Raw genomic sequence first — 22,548 nt, 5'->3', positions numbered from 1 at the left:
TGCTAGCCCTATTTTAACAAACGGGTCGAGTTTGAAACGACAATAATACTACTCAATGACATGCCAATCACTGCGAGCCATGGTGTCAGCATGCCAGATACAGCGAAAGGTAATATCAGTACATTATACCCAACTGCCCATGCAATGTTCTGCTTGATTTTTAGCTTAGTGGCGCGAGCAGTTTCTAGAAGTTCGGGGACGTTATCTAGTTCATTAGACAGCAAGATAACATCTGCAGCATTCTTCGCTACGTCAGTAGCGTTGCCGACGGCAACCGAGACATCAGCACTCGCGAGAACAGGCGCATCATTGATACCATCGCCTAACATCATTACATTGTGCCCTTTGGCCTGTAGCGCTTTTACCGTTTTGTACTTGTCCTCGGGGGTTTGCTCGGCGAACAAGGTGTCGATATTGAGTGTATTGGCGACTGATGAAACGTGTTGTTGAGTATCACCGCTTATCAAGCATAGTGTGTAAGCGTCTAGGCTTTTCAACACCTCTGCAATACCGTCTTTGATATTGTCTGTGACTTCAAAAACGGCAAGGCATTGGTTTTGTTCATTACACAGATAGACATTTCCCCAGTGCTGTTCGGTTTTCGCGCCTGCAAAATGCTTTGACCCCAATCGGTATTTCTCTTGGCCGATACTACCCTCAACGCCTTTTCCTGGCACAACCTTGAAGTCTAAAAGCTGAGGTAAAGCATTTTGTGAGGTAAATGCGCTGGCAATGGGGTGTTCTGAGCGCGCTTCTAAAGTACAAACAATGTCGTAAAGCAAAGCGCTGTCAGTACCGTCGGCATACCAGGCTTTTGTCACTGAGAACTTTCCTTGCGTTAACGTTCCCGTTTTATCGAGTGCAATAGTATCTATCGCAGTGAGCTGTTCGAGTGCGTCGGCTCGCTTGAGTAAAACCCCACCGCGATTGAGTTTTGCCATAGCACATGTCAACGCCGAAGGCGTTGCAAGACCCAAAGCGCAAGGGCAGGTGGCAACTAGCACTGAAATCGTGATCCAAAATGCGTCACTACTACCCTGAAACGACCAAAATCCGAAGGTGAGGGCGGATAATCCTAGCACCGCCATAACAAAGTAACGTGAGAAGGTATCGGCTGTCGCCGCGACTTTGGGCTTGGTTGCCATTGCAGAAGACTGCAATCTGATGATTTGACTTACTAATGCATTTTTTAAGGTTTGGGTCACTTCGATTGTTAATGCACCAGTCTGCGACACTGTGCCACCGTACACCGCGTCACCACGCGATTTGGACACCGGTTTGAACTCGCCTGTTAGCATAGACTCATCGACCGCACTGATTCCATCAATGACTTGCCCATCGACAGGGATGATTTCCCCTGCTTTAACCAGTACGGTTTGCCCTGTTTGTAGCTGTTTTGCTAAACACTGATCTAAATTGCCATTGTCAGAGACCAACGTGGCCGTGACAGGCATATGCTGCATCATATTTGCGGAGATTTGAGCGGCTTTGTGTCTTGAACGGTGTTCTAGGTAGCGGCTGAGTAATAACAAGAATACGAACATGCAAATCGATTCAAAATAGACGTCACCAGACTCGCTTAGGACTGACTTAATACCCGCTACATAGGTTCCAAAAATCGCGATCGTGACCGGAACATCCATATTGACCGTACGTGCTGACAGTGCCTTGGACGCTCCAACATAGAAAACACTTCCCGAATACAAGACAACAGGCGTAGTGAGAACTGCCGCGATCCAATGGAAGAATTGTTTGGTCTCATTTTCAATGGCACCAAACAAATCAAAATACATGCCCGCCATTAACATCATGACTTGCATCGTCATTAAACCCGCTAAGCCAAGTTTTTTGAGATATGTTTTTTGCTCTTTCTTGTACAGTGACTCATGCTGATCGGGTTGGAACGGCAAAGAAGGGTAGCCAATTTTGTTTAAAGCCTTGAGTACACCAGAGAGGTTAACCGAATTGTCATTCCAAGCTACCATAGCGCGTCGTTCTGCAACATTTACAGCAACTTGGCTGATGCCTTCAACTCGAGATAATTGTTTTTCAATCAACCAGCCACATGCAGCGCACGTGATGCCTTCGACGGTAAGTTGAATCTCCTTGAGCTCGCCTTGATCATGAACAAACTCTTCTTGCAATGCAGGCTCATCATAAATCGCTAACTTAGCTAGCGTGTCATCAAGAGCTTGATCACCTTGTTCTGCAGGCGCCGTGCGGAAACGATAATAATCTTCTAAGCCATTTGCCACTATCGTTTCAGCCACAGCCTTGCAGCCAGGGCAGCACATCACCCGTTCTTCGTCGAGAACGGTAGCACGGAAATTATCGTGCGTTTCGGCGGGTAAACCGCAATGATAACAATCGACGACAGCCATAAGCGCTAGGGATTAAAGGTAAACCAACCTGTTCTGGGCAGGCCGAGAGTGCGCTGTACTTTCCAGCTTTCATCAAGTGGAGTAAGTGTGATCTGCCATTTACCCTCTAACGAGGCTTCGACAAAGCCGCGATAAACGCCATTGGCATCACGAGAGAGCAAAACACTGGTGTCTCTGTCTTCTATCGTCGTGTGATAAAACGCCAGTTTAAGTGCCGTGCCGTCTTGTGGAATACCTGAGTGAAACTTTAGCGCGACTGCGCCATTATCAATCATGAGTTCCGTTGTGATACGCAAACGCTGTGCTTCATACACTTTGTCTAATTTGGCGTTAATTGCCTTGCCTTCTTTGTAGTAATCATCGACCACTAAGCTGTCTGAAGTATCAATTGACAGGCTAATAACAATATAGCCCACAATAAAGGAGCTAGTAGGAATGGCAATTAAAAACCAAGGCCAAAACTGTTTATACCAAGGTACTACTTTCATCAAACTCACACTACTTTGGTTAGGGTGACAACCTGGGTTAACAGGGTGTCCAAATGAACTATTAGCAATTTTTGCTACGAAAAAACTAGTAATAATTCACTGGTGTCTAGGGTAAAAAAGCCCCGACGATGCGGGGCTCTTTTCAAGATACATTGCCGATGGCTTAATTCGACAAGCTATATACGTATGTCGCCACCACGTGGATTTTGTCTTCACCCAAGGTTTTCTTGAACGAAGGCATCACACCGTTACGGCCATAATTTAGCGTTTCGATAATCGCACGCTCACTGCCGCCATATAGCCAGATATTATCTGTTAGGTTAGGGGCACCAAGAAGTTGATTACCTTTTCCATCCATACCGTGACAGGCTGCACACGCTGCGAATTTCGTTTTACCTGCTGCTGCAAGGTTAGCGTCAGCATCTTCTCGTCCGCTCAAACTCATTACGTAATGTGCAACTTCTTTCACACCTTGCTCGCCGAATGCATCTAACCATGCAGGCATAGCTGGCGTACGACCAAGAAGTAGCGTTTCCTTGATCTTGTCGCCTGAACCACCGTACAACCAATCGTTGTCAGTGAGGTTAGGGAAACCACCATTTTGGCCTCTTGCATCAGAACCGTGACACTGAGCACAGTTTTGTAGGAACAAACGCTGGCCTACTTTTACTGCTTCTTCATTGTGAACAAGTTCTTCTACAGGGACCTTAGCGTAATCTGCGAAGATTGGGTCAAAACGCTCGGCGGCGAAATCTAGCTCGCGGTCATATTGTACCAACAAACCATTTTCTGCTGCGTCTTTACGCGCTTGTTCCGACTCTGCACGGGTTAACACACCTTGGTTTGAACTCTTCCAGCCAAAAAAGCCTTGGAAAGACCCTAAGCCTGGGTAGAGCGCCAGGTAGAAGAAACCCCAAATAATTGTGATGATGAAAAGGATAGTCCACCACTTAGGTAAGCCGTTGTTAATTTCAACGATACCATCGAACTCGTGGTCCATTTCCTCGCCTTCGGGAATACCTGTTTGGTTACTCAAGCACCAACGTAGTAACAGGTAGCAACCGATAATGGAGCCCAGTGTGATAACTGAGATCCAGATTGTCCAAAACATACTCATTAGTTTAAGACTCCTGCTTATCTTTTTGTGATTCTTGTTTGTCTTCGTCGGCAAATACTAGATTTGCTGCTTCGTCGAATCTGTCTTTGTTGCGTTTACTAAACGCCCACCAAACGATTCCTGCGAAAGCGACGAAGACGATGACAGTAAAAATGCTGCCTATAATTCCCTGGTCCATTATTTAAAATGTGTCCCTAGAGATTGTAGGTAAGCAATTAGGGCTTCAATTTCAGTTTTACCCTCTACTGCCGCCTGAGCACCTGCGATGTCTTCATCTGTGTAAGGCACGCCAAAATCACGGAAGACTTCCATTTTACCTGCTGTCAACTTGCCATCGAGTTTGTTCTCTGCAAGCCATGGGTAACCAGGCATGTTCGATTCAGGAACAACGTCTCTTGGGTTGATAAGGTGTACTCTATGCCATTCATCACTGTAACGACCGCCAACACGCGCTAGGTCAGGACCAGTACGCTTTGAGCCCCAAAGGAAAGGGTGCTCCCATACGGATTCACCAGCTACACTGTAGTGGCCATAACGCTCTGTTTCAGAGCGGAATGGGCGAATCATCTGGCTGTGACAACCTACACAACCTTCACGAATGTAGATATCGCGGCCTTCAAGTTCCAATGCCGTATACGGTCTCAATCCTTTCACCGGTTCAAGTGTTTCTTGTTGAAACATAAGCGGTGTGATTTGCACCATAGCCCCGAAACTGATCGCAATAAGGATAAGAATCGTCAGTAGGCCGACATTTTTTTCAATAATCTCGTGTGGATTTCTCATTGTTCGTCTCCTTATGCTGCTTGAGCTTCTGGCTCAGCGGCGATGCTACCTTTTGGAGCGCGAATGGTTTTGTACGTGTTGTAAGCCATGATAAGCATACCAGCTACAACAAATAGGCCACCAATAAAGCGTACTACATAGAAAGGCTTAGATGCTTCTAGTGCTTCTACGAAGCTGTAAGTCAACGTACCGTCAGCATTGATTGCACGCCACATCAGACCTTGAAGTACACCAGACATCCACATAGCAACTATGTATAGCACTACGCCAATCGTCGCGAACCAGAAATGTACGTTAACTAACTTAGTGCTGTACATTTTAGGTTGACCGAAAAGAATAGGGATCAAGTGGTATACCGAACCGATTGATACCATCGCAACCCAGCCTAATGCGCCAGAGTGTACGTGACCAATAGTCCAATCCGTGTAATGAGAAAGCGCGTTTACTGTTTTAATCGCCATCATTGGACCTTCAAAGGTAGACATACCGTAGAAAGACAATGAAACGATTAGGAATCGAAGTACGGGGTCTGTGCGAAGTTTATGCCACGCACCCGATAGGGTCATGATACCGTTAATCATACCACCCCAGGATGGCACAAATAGAATCACCGACATCACCATACCCAATGACTGCGTCCAGTCTGGAAGCGCCGTATAGTGAAGGTGGTGAGGACCAGCCCAAATATACAAAGAAATCAAAGCCCAGAAGTGAACGATTGATAGGCGATATGAGTAAACAGGGCGACCTGCTTGCTTAGGAACGAAGTAATACATCATACCCAAGAAGCCTGCTGTTAAGAAGAAACCTACAGCGTTGTGACCGTACCACCATTGCATCATTGCATCCACAGCACCCGCGTATAGCGAATATGACTTAGTGAATGAAACAGGAATTGCCATACTGTTACCGATATGAAGGACCGCAACTGTCAACATAAAGGCACCAAGGAACCAGTTTGCTACGTAAATGTGAGAGGTTTTACGAATAACCAGTGTTCCAAAGAAGTTGATGATGTACGCCACCCAAACCAAGGTGATCAGGATATCGATTGGCCATTCTAGCTCAGCGTATTCTTTACTACTGGTGATACCAAATGGCAAAGAAACGACAGCGGCAACGATAACAGCCTGCCAACCCCAGAAAGTGAAAGCCGCTAGCTTGTCACTAAATAGGCGTACTTGGCATGTACGTTGAACAATATAGTAAGACGTCGCGAACAACGCACAGCCACCGAAGGCAAAAATAACGGCGTTTGTGTGTAGAGGACGTAGTCGGGAGTAGGTTAACCACGGAATATCGAAGTTAAGCGCTGGGGCAAACAACTGCGCTGCAATAAACACCCCAAGGCCCATACCAATGATACCCCATATAATGGTCATTACGGTAAACTGCCTAACTACTTTGTAGTTGTAGTCAGGTCGTGCTTGGCTTATTTCACTCATTTTTATGAATCTTCCACTTCAAATGAAAAGTTTATCCAATTGCTTCAGTATAGCGAGTTATCACGTGATTGCGGCTTCACATGATGCCTGAATTTTGACTAATTCTTGTGACTCAGGCCAATTGGTACGCGGATAATAAGGTTTTTAAAAGCAAAAAGATACCTTAAACTGTGCGGACTTGATCTTGGTCAAAAACTCACACAAATAATTTACAAAATGTTAAAAAATTGTATGTCAAACAATACACATAAATTACAAAAAGCCTTTCCTGTGATCAGTGTTATTTTAGCTGCGATTTTGGTTTTTACCGTATCGCAATTCGCGGATGTCAAAAGCGACGCTTATAGTACGGCTGAAAGTGAGGGAGCGTGTGTATTAGAAGGCACTGCGTGCCAGGTGTTCATCAGTGATGGGCTGCGCATCGACGTCAAAGTGAATCAGACCATTACTATTGAAGAGGCAATTGATATTGAATTTACCACAAGCCCGGGTATCGAAATTGAAAGCGCGTGGGTAGAGGGGGTGAATATGTTCATGGGTAAGGTGCCATTGTTGTTGGAAACCGTCGAGCCTGATACACAAAAAGGATGGTTCATGTTAGGGGCTTGCTCAGAGCCAAAAATGCAATGGCGGATGACCATAAACATCAAAGGCCGGGAAACCCCAGCCTTTATATGGTTTAGTACGCAGCTTTAGCGCTACATTTGAGACTGCAAGTAGTTCGGCAACCCCAGCATTTTTATTAAACGCAGTTGTTGTTCTAACCAATATGCGTGATCCATCTCTGTGTCATCAAGCAGGGTCACTAGCATATCACGTGTAACAAAGTCTTCGTGTTGCTCGCATAGTGCAATGACTTCTTTGAGTTTGGTATCAACCTCAATTTCCACACGAAGATCACTTTCTAACATAGAGGGGACGTCCGTACCGACTTTGTAGCCAACGCGCTTTTCCATATTAGGGGTGCCTTCCAAGAACAGCATGCGTTCGATTAGCTTGGTCGCATGACCTTTTTCGTCATCAAACTCGTGATTTATACGCTCGTAAAGTTTGTTGAGGCCCCAATCCAGGTACATTTGAGAGTGAATGAAATACTGGTCCATTGCAGCCAGTTCGTAGGCGAGTAATTCATTCAATGAGTCGATAATTAACTGATTGCCTTTCATTATTCAGTCTCCATCATTTGTGCTTGAAGATAGTTCTCGATGCCCATGTTGTCGATTTGATACTCTTGGGTTTCAATCCAATCAAGATGCTCTTCTTCGTATTCTAGAATGTCAGCGAGTAATTCACGGCTGACGTAGTCTTGCTGCTGTTCACACAACGCGATCGCGTCTTTTAGCAAAGGTATGGCTTCCAATTGAAATTTCGCATCGCAAGACAGCATTTCTTTGGTTTCTTCGCCGATATAAAGCTTCCCAAGCGCTTGTAGGTTGGGCAGCCCTTCTAAAAAGAGGATGCGTTCAATCAAAGCATCTGCTTGCTTCATGTCTTTGATTGATTTCTTATAATTCTTTTCGTTGAGCTCTGTTAAACCCCAGTTCTTAAACATTCTTGCATGCAGAAAGTACTGGTTAATAGACGTTAGTTCACTTGTCAGAACCTCATTCAGTTTGGCAACGACTTGTTTATCACCTTGCATGTTATTTACCTGATTTTTCGACTGTGAACAGGAGTCTAGTACATATTTTGATTTAAATCAAAAAAATCTTTATAAAACAATGGTATACAAATGTTAATGGTTCTCACTTTAACCTTTGTTATTGTTTGTTTTGTTGTTAATGCCAACAAACTGTAAGCTCTCTTCTGCAAAGCCGACTCCGGCTTCAGCAAAGAAGTTAAATACTTTGTCTACGCCACGCTCAAGGAGCTCCGTCACCTCGTCTTCATACCGAGCAATCGCTGCGACTTTACCTGTATATCCCGCGATCGAAAGCTGCTTGGTGATATTAGCTGCATCTTCAATTGAAGGCAGGGCGAGCAAAACCAGTTTAATATTGTGAATATCAATGTTGTCCCACAAATCAATGTCTTCACCGTCACCCGTAATTGTTTTAATGCCTTTGTTATTAAGTTTGGCAACTTTTCTAGTGTCAGCGTCCATTCCCCATACTTTGTCGCCGACGACTCGAGTGAGTGAAGAATAGGCCCCGGTACCAACGCGCCCCATACCCACAACGAGAAATTCGACGTTTGGCAAGGTAGGGTAAATGTCTTCTTTTAAACGCTTCGGTTTCTCGTACTGTTTGAGAACGCGTTTTCGTTTCGCGTATTGGTTGTGTGAACTGCGATAAACGATGCTAGTAAAAACGAATGAGAATGAAACGGCGAGGGCGATCGTCACCAGCCAGTACTCATTGAGTGCACCTACACTCACAGCAAGTGCGCCGACGATAAGCCCAAACTCACTAAAATTACTCAACACAATGCTACTGAGGAACGCTGTTCTCGCGCGCAAACCTAACAATGTACCTAAACCAAAATATAAACTTGCTTTTAGCGCGATAAAAACGCACAGCACCAGCGCCGCGCCGACCATATCGAAGCTCGGCAAGGCGGTAAGCCCTATGCTTAAGAAAAAACCAATTAAAAAGAGATCTTTGAAGGCAAGTAATGACTTTGACAGCTCTGATGCCTTTTTATCAGACGCGAGTAAAACGCCTGCGATTAACGCGCCCAAATCACCTTTGACGGAGAGTAACTCGAATAGATGATAGCTTCCTAATGCAAATACGAACCCTGTTAGTGGTAGTAGTTCACCATGACCAGACTTCGCGAGAATTCGCTTGAAAATAGGTGTAAGTGGCAGAAGCAATAGTAGTGCGGGGGAATACAAACTGGGTATCTTACCGGTTGCTACCACGAGATAGACAACTGCAAGAATATCTTGCATCACTAAAATACCAATTGCCAGACGACCATGTCGCGTTTTCAATTCGCCACTTTCCTCAAGCACTTTCACTACACAAACTGTGCTTGAAAAACTGAGCATAAAGCCGATCAGGATAGACTCTTGCATTGAAATACTGGGGAATATCACAGGGACGGCAACACTTAATCCGCCGATAGCCAGAGAAATGGCCGCTATCCACACAACGGTGAAGCTGGCACAAACCCCCCATATTTCTACCTTTGCCAAGTCTCGCACATTTAGTTTCAAACCAATGGTAAACAGCATGATCGTAATGCCAAGATCAGCGATCTCTTGAAGTGTGGGGCTTAGCGTATAGCCAGCGAAATTAAGCACAAAGCCAGCAACGAGGTAACCAACAAGCGGTGGAACATTGAATTGCTTAAAAACGAGCCCGAAGCCAAAGGCAACTAAAAGAATCGAAATATCCATATTGAGTGTGATTGAGATACAACTGGTTGCAATTGCCATGACGTTAACATCTTATGTCACAATTACAAACTGTTGAAACGTGGGTTTTTGATCTGGATGCTAGGGTGAGTGTCTATTCTGGGATTTAAAGAAGCGCTTGTATGTACGTTAATTATTGTGGACAGTGCAAGACAACACTGCTTGATTAGTGGCGGTTACCACCGAGTTTTTCTGAGAGGGCGTTGAGCTCTTGAAGTAGGGCGTGTTCACGGATTTTCATTGAACCCAGTTCAAACGTAATTTCTGCTTCCCGTTGTTTGACTTGTTCATAGGTCATTTCTTCCGGCAACACCGGCATGCTAGGCGCATTTGCTTTCAACTCGTTAAGCGCAGATTCAATAACTTGTGGCATCTCAGCAAGGGCGTCTTGTTGTAAAGCCATGTTGAGTTCTGCATTACTGACGATTTCTCGTGGTTGCGAACGTGGCGTTTCAGCACTTCGTTGTTGTGCTGGTGACGCGGCAATCTCCAAGTTTGATGCTTGCTCGTAACGTGGCGATGTGTTGGGTTTTGCTGCGGGTTGCCTCTGCGTCGGAGCGCGTGTAGTTTGCGGTTTAGCTTGGGCCTGAGGTTTGCTAGCGTTACGACGATTGCGCTGACGCTCGGCTTTGTCTATGAGCTCTAGTTTCGCTGCAAAACGACCTAGGGCTACACGGTTTACCTGTATCCCAAGCTCGACACATTGCTCGAATGTTCGATCACATTGTTCATAATTGTTCGCTCGGATTAAGCGTTTTACAATATCGACCTTTTCCATCGCTTTGTGTGTTTTTTATACAGCCTATTACTACAATACGGCAGAGTTTATGCGATTTCTACAGTAAAAAAAATTCTACTTTTGTCTATGACTTTAATTTTTCGATAAAAAATTGAATGGCAAAACTGGTCCGCGCAGGAATTTCCATCATTGGCATGTGGCCTGCATCATAAAATGGCTGGAATTCGACAGCGTCTGATTGTCGCCAGAAATCGATAGTAGCGGTGGAGATGATGTCGTCTTTCATGCCAAATATAAGTAGCGTAGGCACTGTCATAGTTTCAATCTTGTCGTTGAATATTGATGCGTCATTAAAACAACAAGCGAAGAACGATTCGTAGTTTGCACTACTGGCGATGTGGTTGTCAGCAAGTGCGTCGACAACGACTTTTGGCATCAGCGGTGGTCTTGCCATTGACAACGTAAATAATGTGCTGAATTGTTGCCTAGAACGGGTAAAAAACGGATTGACGCCGTTTTTCATCATCGCCATGAATGGCGTAGGTTCGCTTTCATTCGCGATCCCCGCGGGATTAATCAATACGTTGCCTAAAATAGTGTCAGGTACCATCGTACCCATTTTTGCAGCGGTTAAACCGCCGAGAGAATTACCGGTAACAAAATAATGTTCTACTCGGATTTGCTCCATCAGGTCGATAAAGCACTCAGCTAAAGCGTCGAGGGAGAATGAATCATAATTTGGTGTTTCTGAGTCACCATGTCCGGGCATATCAGGGATAACCAAACGAAAATGATGACTGAGTTGCACAGCCGCCTTTAACCAAACTTGCTTATCAGCCGTAAAGCCATGTAACAATAGCAAAACCGGTCTGTCATCGATCTGTTGATATTGAAGATTGTCATACCAAACAAGATTTTTACCTTTGACTACAGTGGCATGCTTGGTCAGTGAAGCTCGCCGACAGTGGATGTAATTATCGAAAGCTTGAAGATAGATTCCCGCGCGAGGATAGGTGTATAGATAAACGGCGATCACTAGCACCAAAAAAATTAGCAAAATCCACATGAAAACCTACTCCTTATTACGCTGGTGTCCATTATAAGATGAACCAACATTCAAGGGAACCAGTGAAATGTCGAATAACGGTATAGATATCATTTGATTGGAATCAAACACGGGTTTTAAATTAAGGCTAAACTCTACTTATACTGAATTCGTTTTTTCTAGTGCGTGTCGACCTAAATTGTGAGTTTAGGTCATAACAAAGCCTATATTTCGGAGTGACCAATGCAAGATTACGAAACCATACTCGTCGCGGTAGATGTTTTCTCTGATTATCAACCCATCATTGAAAGGGCAATGAAGGTAGCGGGAAATCCAGTAAAGATTACGCTGCTTTACGTTGCTCATCCTCAAACCAATTTCGAACCTTATGGTTTGTTTTTAGAGCGTGACTTTTCAGAGGAAATTCGCGAACAAGCCAAAATAAAACTTGAATCTATTGCTCATGCCAATGGTATTCCCAAGCACCATGTTCACGTTGAAATTGGCGCGGCGGCAGAGGAGATACGTCATGCAGCCGATAAAATTGGCGCAGATCTAATCGTATTGGGCACCCACGGTACCAGTGGAATTCAACTTATTATGGGTTCAACTTGTAGCTCGGTCTTACACGGGATAAAGAGTGATTTGCTTGCCGTGAGGGTGAGTGATTAAAAATCAGTAACGCAATATTTTGGTGATTGGCTCAGGTTTGTCATATTCGCCTGCTAGACTGCGTCATTCGCTGCAAAAATATGGTTTTTAATCACAAGGAACAAAAGAAATGCAAGCAAAGAACACTGGGATCAAGCGTATTGTGATGGCAACGTGGTATTCATTGAAAGGTTTGAAAGCGGCTTTTAAAAGTGAAGCGGCAATACGACAAGAGTGTTTCGCAATCGCAGTGCTACTACCGATCGCCATTTTAGCCGACGTTACTCTGGTCGAGCGCCTGCTTTTAATACTTACTATGTTCTTGGTTCTGATAGTCGAGTTACTGAATACCGCAGTGGAAACCGTTGTCGACAGAGTGAGTTTTGATCAACATGAATTGAGCGGAAAAGCCAAGGATATTGGCTCTGCCGCTGTATTCATCAGTATTTTAATCGCCTTAGCAACCTGGGTTTCAATATTGTGGTTGGGTGCGTCTATGTGAAGCCTTTCAACCTAAGCGCTCATACACAAAGGTTTAAGCGCTTGGGCATTGGTTTTACAATTCGTTGTGAGGGCCAAAGACTTCGTAGTGGATTCGGTCTTTGGTTACCCCTAAATCGACGAGTTGGTCACGACAAAAACGCATGAATGGGATGGGACCACACAAATAAAATTCTCCTGTTTTAATTGGCAGCTTTAATTCCTTGTCTTTGACATTGATGAATCCGCTTTTTGCATCCAAATCTCGGCCCACCTGTTCATACCAATAGTGGTACTGTAACTGTTCATGGTTTTCGTTTAATGCTGCCAACTGACGTTTAAACGCATGATGTGCATCGTTGATACAGGCGTGTAAAAACGTCACGTTTGTATTGTGTTGTAACGTCGCTTCTAACATGGCTAACATCGGCGTGATACCGACGCCAGCAGAGATAAATACATTGTCGGCCATCGGGTCCTTAAGCACAAAATCACCGGCGGGCGATATCAATTCAATGACACTTCCAATTTCCACCTGGTCGTGCAAAAAGTTTGAAACCAAGCCTAATGGCTCAGTAAGTTCACGTTTGACAGAGATCCGGTATTGCGATTTATCTTTGTACTGCGATAAGGAGTATTGCCGTTTCTGTTCGTATTCAAAAGCTGATTTGTCAATGTTAACTGTGATGAATTGACCTGGGCTAAAGTCACTTATACCTTCTCCGTCAGTGGGCTTAAAATAAAAACTCGTGACTAATTCTGACTCCTTCACTTTATTGACTATTTCAAACTGACGACGCCCATTCCAGCCACCAGCCTTTTCTTTTTGTGCGTGATACATCGTTGATTCGACGTCGATAAAGGCATTAGCGAGAAATTGATATGCTTGCTCCCATGCTGCCAGCGTGGGGCCATCAAATGTCTCAGGTGCCAATTCTCCTAAGGTTGCGAGTAGATGTTTACCAACGATAGGGTAATGCTCTGCTTGGATATCAAGGCTCACATGCTTATTCGCAATTCTAGAAACCATAGACGCTAATTTATCAAGATCGTCAATGTAAGTAGCGTAAGCGGCTAATGCATTAAACAAGGCGAATGGTTGTGCACCGCCTTGTTGGTTGGACATATTAAAGACGTGCTTTAATTCTGGGTTGTGCTTGAACATTCTGTCATAGAAATGTTGCGTGACTGCTACGCCTGCATTGGCAAGAACAGGAATAGTTGATTTTACTGCAGCGATGGTGTCTTGAGACAACATAGATTAAAAACCTCACTTATTAACGCGTTGAGAAAAATAGATAGGTGTAAAAAGATAAACAAACACGGCAAAGCCCAGCGACCAAAGCGCACCACTGAGTAATAGTGTTTGAGGATAGGGGATAAGCCAGTGGCCTAATGACCTGACTAATCCGGCGAGTACGATACAAAGAAAATAAACGGCGAAACCTCTAGGCGCGACCAGCTCACGACCCGAATGGCCGAGAGAGACACGAGTTGCAATCGCGATGACCATGGCAGAAAGGCAGCTTATCGCTAGCAAATGAATAGGTCCGCTTGTATTGAGACTGCCTATATGGCTTGCTCCTAGCCAAATTAGGCCCAAGGACAAAACACAATAGGGCAACAGTAACGACCAAAGTAACGGATAGTTGAATACCGCTTTCTTGACCCATGTCATTAGCCTAATGCCATGAAGGACTCCTACAAGACACATCATCCAACCTGGGTTAGGTAAAACGGTGTCGAGTTGAGACAGTAATAAACCGGCGATACCAAGAACAGAGGCTATAGTAATTGCGAAATTAAGCGTCGGAGATGTAGATATTGCCAAACCTGTTTGTCTTGAGATAAAGAACGGGATGACCCTGGTGCTGATTAATCCAGTCAAGAGCAAGATGACGAGTAGTGAGACCTTATTCAACAGTATTGCTTGATTGGCCTGTCCAATTATTGCTGATGCGGATGAAGCCACGTTCAAACTTCCTATCGCAATAATAATAATAGGGAAAATGAGGTTTTTCTGGTTACGCGTTACGGCTATTGGGAGGGTGATAAAAACGAATAACGTCAACCAGAATAGGCCTTGTAGCGCAGTTTGATAAAAGTGCATTGGACTGTCACCAAAAAGCCAAGGTAAAAAACGGTTGAGTATCCAAATAGCCGTTAACATAGCAACTTTTACGGGCGATATTGGATTGGTGTTTGTCCAATTCGGCACCGCAGTGAGCAAGAAGCCTGCGATGGCAGCGCCCAAAAAGCCAAACAACATTTCATGCATATGCCAAAGCCTTGGGGGCATTTGGCCTGGAGCGGGTAGTTGCAAATACAAAATAGACAACCAAACCATTATCAGGCTAATTGCCCCAACACCAGCGAGAAGGAAAAAACTGCGAAACGGGCTACTGAATAAATAATGAAAGTGAAAGCGAGATTTCATGCTACCTCGCGATTGAGTTGTTTTAAGGCTACACATCGCGTGACATAAGCGATTTTGATAAAGGTTGCGCTGAATATCATTGTCATATGCCCGATTACCAACTGATTGATAGAAAACATACTTTCTAGGGGGTAACAGACCACGATCGTTAGGCAAAAAATGGCAAAAAACAGTGCAAGAGCAGTATTGGCGCCTTTTAGCAGAGCTACTGCAGACAAAGAACTCATTTCAGGCTGAATCGGTTGTAGTTGCATGGTTTACACTCCTGTTTAATTCACTTTTACATATCAGGATATATGCCAATCTTTATCTGTTTGTTTTATATGAGTTTTATTTTCTTTGTTAGATTTGAAGTGTCAATTTGACTCATCTATAATTGTGTCGATATGACACGTATGGGTAAAATATGTCTTCAGAGAACTTAAGTTTATTGATTGAAATGGCTCTCGACTTTTCAAAGAGTGTTCGAGCGCAGGACACTGAACAAGAGCTAATCAGTGCGGTGAGAAAGCTGGTGCCTTGCGACGCTATCGCAATACTCGATGCGAAGGATGATTCACTTGTGCCCAAAGCGGCGCAGGGCCTTTCTCTCGATACGCTTGGTAGGCGATTTGCGATATCTGAACATCCGCGCTTTGCCGTATTGTGCAAAGCAAAAAGTCCTTACGTTTTTCCACCTGATTGTGAACTACCGGATCCTTACGATGGGCTTTTGATGTCGAGGAGTGGTGATCTGCCAGTCCATTCTTGCCTTGGGATTCCACTTCGCAAAGGAGACGATTTAATCGGACTCATTACGATAGACAGCCTCGATACTGAGGCTTTTTCTAGCATATCCCATAAAACGCTAGAAGTTATTGCAAATTTAGGCACTCAGGCACTGTTAAATGCTCGTCTTGTCGACACTTTGAAAACACAAGCGGATACCGCGCAAACCATAGTTCAAGAGCTGAATGAGGAAGCACTGTTTAGTGGTGGTGGCGAGATCATAGGAGCGAGCAGGTCAATCATTAAACTAAAACAAGATGTAAGCCTGGTCGCTGGTTCAGAGTTCAATGTATTGATCACAGGCGAAACGGGCGTCGGTAAAGAACTCGTCGCGCGAACATTGCATCATCAATCAAACCGCCGCATGGCACCTCTTGTGCACGTTAATTGCGCAGCGTTAACAGAATCGCTTGCAGAGGCTGAACTGTTTGGTCATACAAAAGGCGCGTTTACCGGCGCAGATACGGCAAGAGAAGGCAAATTTAAGCTGGCTGACAATGGCACACTCTTTTTAGACGAAGTGGGAGAGCTGCCGCTGAGCATTCAGAGTAAATTGCTTCGCTCTATCCAAAGTGGCGAAATTCAGAGAGTAGGCGAAGATAAAGTATCCTACGTCAACGTCAGAGTGGTGGCAGCGACGAATCGAAACCTAGAACAAGAGGTGGAGTTAGGTCGGTTTAGGGCAGATTTGTATCATCGCTTAGCAGTGTACCCGATTCATGTTCCTGCATTGAGGGAGAGGGATACAGATGCAGTGCTAATCGCGGGCTATTTTATAGAGCGTACGCGCAGAAATTTAGGATTACGGCAACTCAAACTCTCGCCAGAAGCGTCGGAACGCTTGGTTTCATATGTGTGGCCGGGTAATGTTAGGGAACTAGAACACATGATCAGTCGAGCATCTCTCAATGCAAAAGCGTCACAAGGACAAAACGACATTGTTGTGATTAGAGATGATTTGCTTGAACTACAGGGAGGCAGATTGGCTAGCACTAATTCGTTGGATTCACCATCTGAGAACGATGCAGAGTGGGAAGGTCAGAGTCTGAAAACAATGACAGAGTCCTTCCAGCGGCAGCAAATCATGCGAGCTTTATCCCAACATAAGGGGAATTGGGCAAAAGCCGCGTCTTCGTTGAGCCATGACCGAGCCAATCTAATGCGCTTAGCAAAACGACTTGGGGTAGTTGTTGAAAAGTCGGTGAGAGTGACAGATTAACTGAGGAGCACCGCTGACTTAATTTGAGCAAACACCAACATACCGGTATTGAGGTTTAAATCATTTGCCGCTTTTCTGGTAATTCTCGACAGTAAAAACTGGTTTCCAATTTGTAATTTCACTATCAAAAGTGCAGGGTGTTGATCAGGCTTAATTTCCACTACTTGGCACGATAGACGGTTTTGGATACTCGAAGCGTCAGAAGGCGTCAATGCGATGCTGACATCTTGAGCTAAAATGCGAAGCCCTACTTTTGTTTGCTGAATGTCGGGATTCCCTAAAATGAAAATTGATTGGCGCTCGACTTGCACTTCGTTAAGTGACCATTGCTCGCAGTATTGACCTGCAACACCGCGCAATACCACGCCCAACTGAGAACCAAAATCGATCGGTAAATCAAGGTTGGCTAGTGTTGAGTTGACTTCACCTTGGCATATCGCTTTGCCATCTTGTAACACCACCATATGATCGGCTAGCCGCACGATTTCATCAATGTCGTGAGTCACGTACAAAATCGGAATGATAAGCTCATCCTTTATTTTTTGAATAAACGGCAACAAGCCTTGTTTCATCGTGATATCGAGTGACGACAGAGGTTCATCCATTAAAAGGACATCTGGTTGAATCAATAGGGCACGAGCAATGGCGACTCGCTGCTTTTCGCCACCAGAGAGAGAGTCTGTTTGTTTATCGAGTAAGTGGCCAATCTCGAGAAGAGAAACAATATCGTCAATATTGAAATGTGGATCATTGCGCTTGTTGCGGTTTACTGCAAACGCCAAGTTCTTCGCGACATTCAAGTGTGGAAACAGGTTGGCTTGTTGAAAGACGAAGCCTAACGGCCTGTTGTGCGCAGCCATAGCCCCTTTGTCATTGTGCCATACGGTATCATTAACAATGATATTGGCGGTGACGTTGTCTTCCAGCCCCGCAATACATCGCAGAAGGGTCGTTTTTCCCGATCCTGATTGGCCAAAAATAGCGGTTAAGCCTGTATTGGGTAAATTCAGGTTAACAGACAAGGCAAATCCGGACGCTCGACGAATATCGATTTTTGCTTGAATCCCATTAGTCATTTACCCGGCCCTCTAAATAGCCCTGGCTTGCCGGAACGACGATACATGACGAGTAATACCACAAAAGCAAAGGCGACCATGAACCCTGCCAATCCGTGAGCCTTTGAATATTCGAGTGCTTCTACGTGTTCGTAGATTTTTACTGACACTACCTGAGTTTCGCCGGGGATATTCCCACCAATCATCAAAATCACGCCGAATTCACCAATAGTATGGGCAAAACCCAGTACAAAAGCAGTAATGTAACCCGGTCTCGCCATTGGTAATACAAGATTGAATAAACGATCTATCGGGCCAGCTCTCAATGTCATACCGGCTTCAATAGCGCCTTTATCAATCTGACTAAATGCATTTTGAATAGGCTGCACCACAAACGGAAGAGAATAAAGCATTGACGCTATCACTAACCCCGTAAAGGTAAACGCAAATGGGCCTAAGCCAATCGAAGCTAGGAATTGCCCAACGCTATTCTGTGGGCTCAACAGTAGAAGAACGTAAAAGCCAAGGACTGTGGGGGGCAATACGAGTGGTAACGCCACTACGGCATTAATAAACGTAGCAAATCGACTCTTTGTATTGGCTAACCACCAAGCTAATGGCGTACTAATAATGATAAGCAATGACGTAACGACCAGTGCCAGTTTTATCGATAAGACAATGGCTTGCCAATCATCGTAAGCTAAATTCATTCGTATCCTAAAGTTTTGATTAACGCTTGAGACTCTTGAGATAACAAGAAATCGACAAAGGATGTTGCTGCAGGACTCGGTGCTAATACCACCAGGTCTTGGGCAATCGGCTCATAAAGGTCTGTAGGGACAACCCAGTATTGACGTTGAGCTAGTGCTTTATTCGCGAGGACTTGGGAATAAGCAACAAACCCTAAGTCTGCGTGTCCTGTAATTGTAAATTGATAGCTTTGGGAGATATTTTCGCCTTTGACAAGTTTGTCTGGGGAGTAGGCCCCAATGCCTTGCATCACCGCTATTGCGGCACTGCCATAGGGGGCCAGTTTGGGGTTTGCCACGGCAACTCGATTAAAGTCACCCGCTAGTAGGGCTAGCTTTGGGTCGACAATTTTGCGACTTAACAACACCACTTTCCCCTTTGCATAGGTGGCTTGGCTACCTTGTTGCGCTAAGTTGTTTTGGACAAGTTTTGCAGGTTTTTCAGAATCGGCGGACAAAAATACATCGTATGGTGCGCCATGAAGAATTTGAGCATACAGTTTCCCTGAGCTGCCGAACGCCAGGATAAGTTGTGTATCATGTTCTTTTTCGTAGGCTTGTTTGATCTGTTTCATCGGCCCAATAAAGTTGGACGCAACAGCGATTCTTATCGTCTCTTTTGCCGCTATGCTTGCGGACATACAGAGCAAAGTAACCAGTATAAGTAGCCGAGTAACTCGCATATAATTGATGCCTAATTCCTCTGTATTAACGGGAAAGGCGCTAAGACTTTTTCTACTAGGGCTTTTTGTTGTTCGGGATAGTTTGCAAGATCGTTTTTATTGATGTTGACTCTATCGGCGTTAAACCAGATCTCCTTGCCTTCTTTTGTCATGCTGACATTTAAGATTAAAGGTGCGATGAGGTCATTGCCCACGGGTACAGAAAATATAGATCCAATAGAAATAGAACCAGAACGACTGACGCTGCCTGTTCCTAACCCTATCGATAGCGTACTTGGGTCTTGTTCTTCGCCAAAATAAAGAGAATATCGCACAACGATATCGCCGCCATCGCTTACCGGACGTAACCCTTTTTCAACCATTGATTGAGCAATAAGATCGAGAAATAGCGTTTGCGAGGGTAATTCCACAGGCGCATTAACAGGTTTGACGGAAAACGTTTTTAGCGACTGGAAATCGATTTGGTCATCGACAATCAAGTTCGACGTGGTTGTGCAACCGGCAGTGACTAGGATGAAAAACAATAAAAAAATACGCATAAACCCGTCCTTTATACTTTCGTAGCAATATAGCCCTGATTGGGTTGTAGTTAAACAATTCTATTATATCTTGTGAATCGGCTTTCTTGGAAGTTACAACTAAAACAATAATTTAAGTAAGGGAATTTATGTTACAAAACAATCGAAGAGCTTTTATCACGAAGGCGGCAATAGGACTTGCAGGAGCATCTGTCGCCAGTACAGCGGTGGCCAGTTCCATTACTTCATCCACTTCAGGTTTCGTGTTTGCCTCTGATTATGGCGCAATCGGTGATGGGATCGCAGATGATACTCAAAGCTTGCAAGCCGCTATAGACAGCGCGGGTATGCAAAACAAAACACTGTTACTTGGCTCTAACCACAGAGTGACAGAGTCATTATTACTAAACAACAGTATCGCGATTAGCTCGCAAGGCTCATCGAGTACTTTCAGTACACAGGGTCTAGACACCTTATTTGTCAGCCACGCAAATGATTTGCAGATAACCAATATTGTTACAACAGGCGTTACTCTCGTGGAAGCAAAAAGCGACTTTAACCAGATGCTTATTTCACATTGCCAACTGACTGGTCTACCTGACTCGTTAAACCAATATGTAGTAACAACCAAAGATGTGCCATTACAATTTTCTAAACTCGTTGTTGAAAACAACACGACACTGTATATGTCCGGGATATACGGGAATGGGCTAAACGGTGGCGAAATTTTCTTTCAAAACAACACAATGAAAGACGCTGTGCGCTTTATTGTCAGAGCATTAGCATCAGGGACTTTGGCGCCCAAGCAAGTCACGGTGCTAAACAACCGCATCATCGGAATGAACAGAACATTGTCTGATACTTCGGTTGCTGCTAGGGTCGTCCAAGTTGACGCGATGGATACTGTGATTGTATTAAACAATGAAGTAAGGGATCTTTACACCAGTACCGCGGCAAATTTGGTGTATCTTCGCAGTGGTGATCTCATGTGCACTGGAAACCTTTGCTACAACGCACATGGCACTGAAGCTTGGATTCATGATAAAGGTGTATCGAAGGGGAACCACATGATTAAGGGTAACCTTTTCGACCAATCGGGTGTGACCTCGTATGATCTAGATAGCGTGATAAAAATATATACTGGACATAATTTTACTGTTACTGACAATGATTTTATTGGTTTACGTTCACCTGCTTGTTGGGTTTACGAGTCTTATGACCTGCAAGATAAAATACCAATGAACAATGTCATAATGAACAACACAGTTCGAGATATTCAATATCCATTTGCTTTTAAACTTGTACAACCATCAAGCCAAACGCGAATTTCTAGTAATACCGTGATAAACCTGAGTAATCCAGACAACCAAGTGTCACATGGAGAGACTAATCCGAAGTTTGTTTTTATTTATGTGTCATTTAGCAACGGTAAAGACATTGAAAACGTCTCCATTGATAACAACGTAGTAATGGGGGCAACACCAAGTGCGGAATTTGCAGAAATCTATCGCCACAATATCGCTGCAACATCGGACATAAAACAGATTTCCTTGATCGGGAATGTCGCTCTAGATGTGGCTACACTGTGCCGATTCACGGGGCGGTCGATTGACAGTTGTATCTTGGCAAACAATACACTAAAACCCGGTTGCAATGAGTATGTCGGTAGCCAATTGCCACAAACACTCCGCACTCAAAATAACTTAAATTAGAGGTTACTTACACTTGGGAATTACAGCACAAAAAGCGGAAATTGAGCTGTAATTCCAAACAGTGCTAGCTCCAAAGTCTAATAGGTTTATGGCAAGCTAAACACTACACTAATAGTGTTTGTTGAGGTCTCAACCCTAACGAGTTAGCCAGATCAAAAGAGGTAACAATGCGTTTTTGGAGTATGTGTTTGGCGTTTGGTGCTTTGAGCACGCCTTGTGCTGCTAAGACCCAAGTGCAGGTAATGACCGAAGACTTTCCTCCCTTTAGTTATCAAAAGCAGGGGCAATACGTGGGTATTGCCACCGAGCGCGTCGTTGAGATTCTTACCTTGGCCAACTTAGACTACGATATTCATATGTATCCGTGGGCTAGGGCGATGCACAAAGCTACAACAGAGGCCAACACATTAATTTATCCCATCTATCGCACACCTGACCGTGAACCTTTGTATCACTGGTTTTGCCCGATATATCCGGCAACGCCAGTGTTTATATTTGGGCTGGCGAGCGATAATTTGGAGATTACATCGTTAGAACAACTCAAAAGCAAAGTGATTGGTGTTACTCGCAAAGACAATAGTCATAATTATCTGTTAAAGAAAGGTTTTACCGATGGACTCAATTTAGATGTAGTGGGCAGACCGCTGGATAACGTTATTAATTTAGCGGCGGGGCGTATTGATGCTATCGTTCAAACCGAACCATCTTTGACTTACCGCGCTGACATCATCGGCGTGCCTTTCTCAAAATTCAAAATCCTCCATGAAATTCATCGCAAAAACAAAAATGAACATTGTATTGCGCTCAACATAAACTCAGAGTCCCGCGTGATTGAAGCTCTGCAAAGAGGGTTTTCATTGTGGCAAGCTCAACAGACGCCTGCAAATTAGCGTGTGTCGAATCTGTTGGGTTTAGTG

General features: G+C 44.4%; 24 protein-coding genes. 6 read left to right on the top strand and 18 right to left on the bottom strand.

The window, feature by feature from the left end; genetic code table 11:
- Positions 1-8 precede the first annotated feature (8 nt).
- The 6 genes from AC27G9_RS03240 to ccoN all read right to left on the bottom strand — a co-directional run bounded on the left by AC27G9_RS03240 (position 9) and on the right by ccoN (position 6,214).
- A complete protein-coding gene (locus AC27G9_RS03240) occupies positions 9-2,381 on the bottom strand; it encodes a heavy metal translocating P-type ATPase (protein ID WP_487070975.1) in 2,373 nt (790 codons plus the stop codon).
- Between the two features lie 5 nt (positions 2,382-2,386).
- Positions 2,387-2,869 (bottom strand): FixH family protein, encoded by a 483-nt coding sequence (locus AC27G9_RS03235; RefSeq protein ID WP_487070973.1) that lies wholly within the window; start codon positions 2,867-2,869, stop codon positions 2,387-2,389.
- A 163-nt stretch (positions 2,870-3,032) separates the two neighbouring features.
- The gene (gene ccoP, locus AC27G9_RS03230) at positions 3,033-3,986 is read right to left on the bottom strand and encodes a cytochrome-c oxidase, cbb3-type subunit III (RefSeq protein ID WP_487070971.1); all 954 of its coding nucleotides are present in this window, start codon (positions 3,984-3,986) and stop codon (positions 3,033-3,035) included.
- Positions 3,987-3,990: 4 nt separating this feature from the next.
- Positions 3,991-4,164 carry a cbb3-type cytochrome oxidase subunit 3 gene (locus AC27G9_RS03225; RefSeq protein WP_487070969.1) on the bottom strand — a complete coding sequence of 58 codons (174 nt, stop codon included), beginning with the start codon at positions 4,162-4,164 and terminating at the stop codon, positions 3,991-3,993.
- Complete coding sequence (ccoO, locus tag AC27G9_RS03220; protein WP_487070967.1) at positions 4,164-4,769, bottom strand: cytochrome-c oxidase, cbb3-type subunit II; 606 nt, start codon at positions 4,767-4,769, stop codon at positions 4,164-4,166. The genes AC27G9_RS03225 and ccoO overlap by 1 nt, the downstream gene beginning before the upstream one ends.
- Before the next feature lie 11 nt (positions 4,770-4,780).
- On the bottom strand, positions 4,781-6,214 hold the full coding sequence (ccoN, locus tag AC27G9_RS03215) for a cytochrome-c oxidase, cbb3-type subunit I (RefSeq protein ID WP_487070965.1): 1,434 nt from the start codon (positions 6,212-6,214) through the stop codon (positions 4,781-4,783).
- A gap of 231 nt (positions 6,215-6,445) precedes the next feature.
- Between ccoN and AC27G9_RS03210 the strand changes: the two genes are divergently transcribed.
- The gene (locus AC27G9_RS03210; protein ID WP_487070963.1) at positions 6,446-6,910 is read left to right on the top strand and encodes a hypothetical protein; all 465 of its coding nucleotides are present in this window, start codon (positions 6,446-6,448) and stop codon (positions 6,908-6,910) included.
- A 2-nt stretch (positions 6,911-6,912) separates the two neighbouring features.
- On the opposite strand, the gene bfr (AC27G9_RS03205) is transcribed toward AC27G9_RS03210, so the two are convergent.
- From bfr (AC27G9_RS03205) to AC27G9_RS03185, 5 genes are all read right to left on the bottom strand, one after another.
- Complete coding sequence (gene bfr / locus AC27G9_RS03205) at positions 6,913-7,380, bottom strand: bacterioferritin (protein WP_487070961.1); 468 nt, start codon at positions 7,378-7,380, stop codon at positions 6,913-6,915.
- A complete protein-coding gene (bfr, locus tag AC27G9_RS03200; RefSeq protein ID WP_487070959.1) occupies positions 7,380-7,856 on the bottom strand; it encodes a bacterioferritin in 477 nt (158 codons plus the stop codon). Before bfr (AC27G9_RS03200) ends, bfr (AC27G9_RS03205) begins: the two co-directional genes overlap by 1 nt.
- A 108-nt stretch (positions 7,857-7,964) precedes the next feature.
- Positions 7,965-9,557 carry a cation:proton antiporter domain-containing protein gene (locus AC27G9_RS03195; RefSeq protein WP_487072045.1) on the bottom strand — a complete coding sequence of 531 codons (1,593 nt, stop codon included), beginning with the start codon at positions 9,555-9,557 and terminating at the stop codon, positions 7,965-7,967.
- 184 nt (positions 9,558-9,741) lie between these two features.
- Positions 9,742-10,353 (bottom strand): hypothetical protein, encoded by a 612-nt coding sequence (locus AC27G9_RS03190; protein ID WP_487070957.1) that lies wholly within the window; start codon positions 10,351-10,353, stop codon positions 9,742-9,744.
- A gap of 85 nt (positions 10,354-10,438) precedes the next feature.
- The gene (locus AC27G9_RS03185; RefSeq protein ID WP_487070955.1) at positions 10,439-11,380 is read right to left on the bottom strand and encodes an alpha/beta fold hydrolase; all 942 of its coding nucleotides are present in this window, start codon (positions 11,378-11,380) and stop codon (positions 10,439-10,441) included.
- Positions 11,381-11,602: 222 nt separating this feature from the next.
- Here AC27G9_RS03185 and AC27G9_RS03180 point away from each other — a divergent pair, with 222 nt between their 5' ends.
- Together AC27G9_RS03180 and AC27G9_RS03175 are read left to right on the top strand one after the other, a co-directional pair.
- Positions 11,603-12,031, top strand: a complete 429-nt coding sequence (locus tag AC27G9_RS03180) for a universal stress protein (RefSeq protein ID WP_487070953.1) — start codon at positions 11,603-11,605, stop codon at positions 12,029-12,031.
- Positions 12,032-12,140: 109 nt separating this feature from the next.
- Positions 12,141-12,512: a diacylglycerol kinase gene (locus AC27G9_RS03175; RefSeq protein WP_487070951.1), complete on the top strand. Its 372-nt coding sequence runs from the start codon at positions 12,141-12,143 to the stop codon at positions 12,510-12,512.
- A 54-nt stretch (positions 12,513-12,566) separates the two neighbouring features.
- Here the strand turns inward: AC27G9_RS03175 and hmpA are convergent, their stop codons facing one another.
- The 3 genes from hmpA to AC27G9_RS03160 are packed head-to-tail and all read right to left on the bottom strand — an operon-like array spanning position 12,567 to position 15,181.
- Positions 12,567-13,748 (bottom strand): NO-inducible flavohemoprotein, encoded by a 1,182-nt coding sequence (hmpA, locus tag AC27G9_RS03170; protein ID WP_487070949.1) that lies wholly within the window; start codon positions 13,746-13,748, stop codon positions 12,567-12,569.
- Between the two features lie 12 nt (positions 13,749-13,760).
- The gene (locus AC27G9_RS03165; RefSeq protein WP_487070947.1) at positions 13,761-14,927 is read right to left on the bottom strand and encodes an NnrS family protein; all 1,167 of its coding nucleotides are present in this window, start codon (positions 14,925-14,927) and stop codon (positions 13,761-13,763) included.
- Entirely contained in the window at positions 14,924-15,181 is a 258-nt protein-coding gene (locus AC27G9_RS03160; RefSeq protein WP_487070945.1) for a hypothetical protein, read from the bottom strand. Before AC27G9_RS03160 ends, AC27G9_RS03165 begins: the two co-directional genes overlap by 4 nt.
- Positions 15,182-15,333: 152 nt before the next feature.
- Between AC27G9_RS03160 and norR the strand changes: the two genes are divergently transcribed.
- Positions 15,334-16,914: a nitric oxide reductase transcriptional regulator NorR gene (norR, locus tag AC27G9_RS03155; protein ID WP_487070943.1), complete on the top strand. Its 1,581-nt coding sequence runs from the start codon at positions 15,334-15,336 to the stop codon at positions 16,912-16,914.
- On the opposite strand, the gene modC is transcribed toward norR, so the two are convergent.
- Genes modC through AC27G9_RS03135 form a run of 4 tightly spaced genes read right to left on the bottom strand, consistent with a single transcriptional unit; the run spans position 16,911 to position 19,940 of the window.
- Positions 16,911-17,990 carry a molybdenum ABC transporter ATP-binding protein gene (gene modC, locus AC27G9_RS03150; protein ID WP_487070941.1) on the bottom strand — a complete coding sequence of 360 codons (1,080 nt, stop codon included), beginning with the start codon at positions 17,988-17,990 and terminating at the stop codon, positions 16,911-16,913. The two genes, norR and modC, sit on opposite strands and share 4 nt — an antisense overlap.
- Positions 17,987-18,679 (bottom strand): molybdate ABC transporter permease subunit, encoded by a 693-nt coding sequence (gene modB, locus AC27G9_RS03145; protein ID WP_487070939.1) that lies wholly within the window; start codon positions 18,677-18,679, stop codon positions 17,987-17,989. The genes modC and modB overlap by 4 nt, the downstream gene beginning before the upstream one ends.
- Positions 18,676-19,359 carry a molybdate ABC transporter substrate-binding protein gene (modA, locus tag AC27G9_RS03140; RefSeq protein WP_487070937.1) on the bottom strand — a complete coding sequence of 228 codons (684 nt, stop codon included), beginning with the start codon at positions 19,357-19,359 and terminating at the stop codon, positions 18,676-18,678. The genes modB and modA overlap by 4 nt, the downstream gene beginning before the upstream one ends.
- Positions 19,360-19,412: 53 nt before the next feature.
- Positions 19,413-19,940, bottom strand: a complete 528-nt coding sequence (locus tag AC27G9_RS03135; protein ID WP_487070935.1) for a DUF4136 domain-containing protein — start codon at positions 19,938-19,940, stop codon at positions 19,413-19,415.
- Between the two features lie 128 nt (positions 19,941-20,068).
- On the opposite strand from AC27G9_RS03135, the gene AC27G9_RS03130 reads away from it, so the two are divergent.
- Positions 20,069-21,631: a hypothetical protein gene (locus AC27G9_RS03130; RefSeq protein WP_487070933.1), complete on the top strand. Its 1,563-nt coding sequence runs from the start codon at positions 20,069-20,071 to the stop codon at positions 21,629-21,631.
- A gap of 167 nt (positions 21,632-21,798) precedes the next feature.
- Positions 21,799-22,521, top strand: a complete 723-nt coding sequence (locus AC27G9_RS03125) for a substrate-binding periplasmic protein (protein WP_487070931.1) — start codon at positions 21,799-21,801, stop codon at positions 22,519-22,521.
- The last annotated feature ends 27 nt before the right edge of the window (positions 22,522-22,548 follow it).

The sequence above is a fragment of the Alteromonas sp. 5NS40-0096 genome (genome assembly GCF_057544385.1).
The sequence above is the reverse complement of the archived record's forward strand: the minus strand, read 5'-3'. Positions and strand labels throughout refer to the sequence as shown.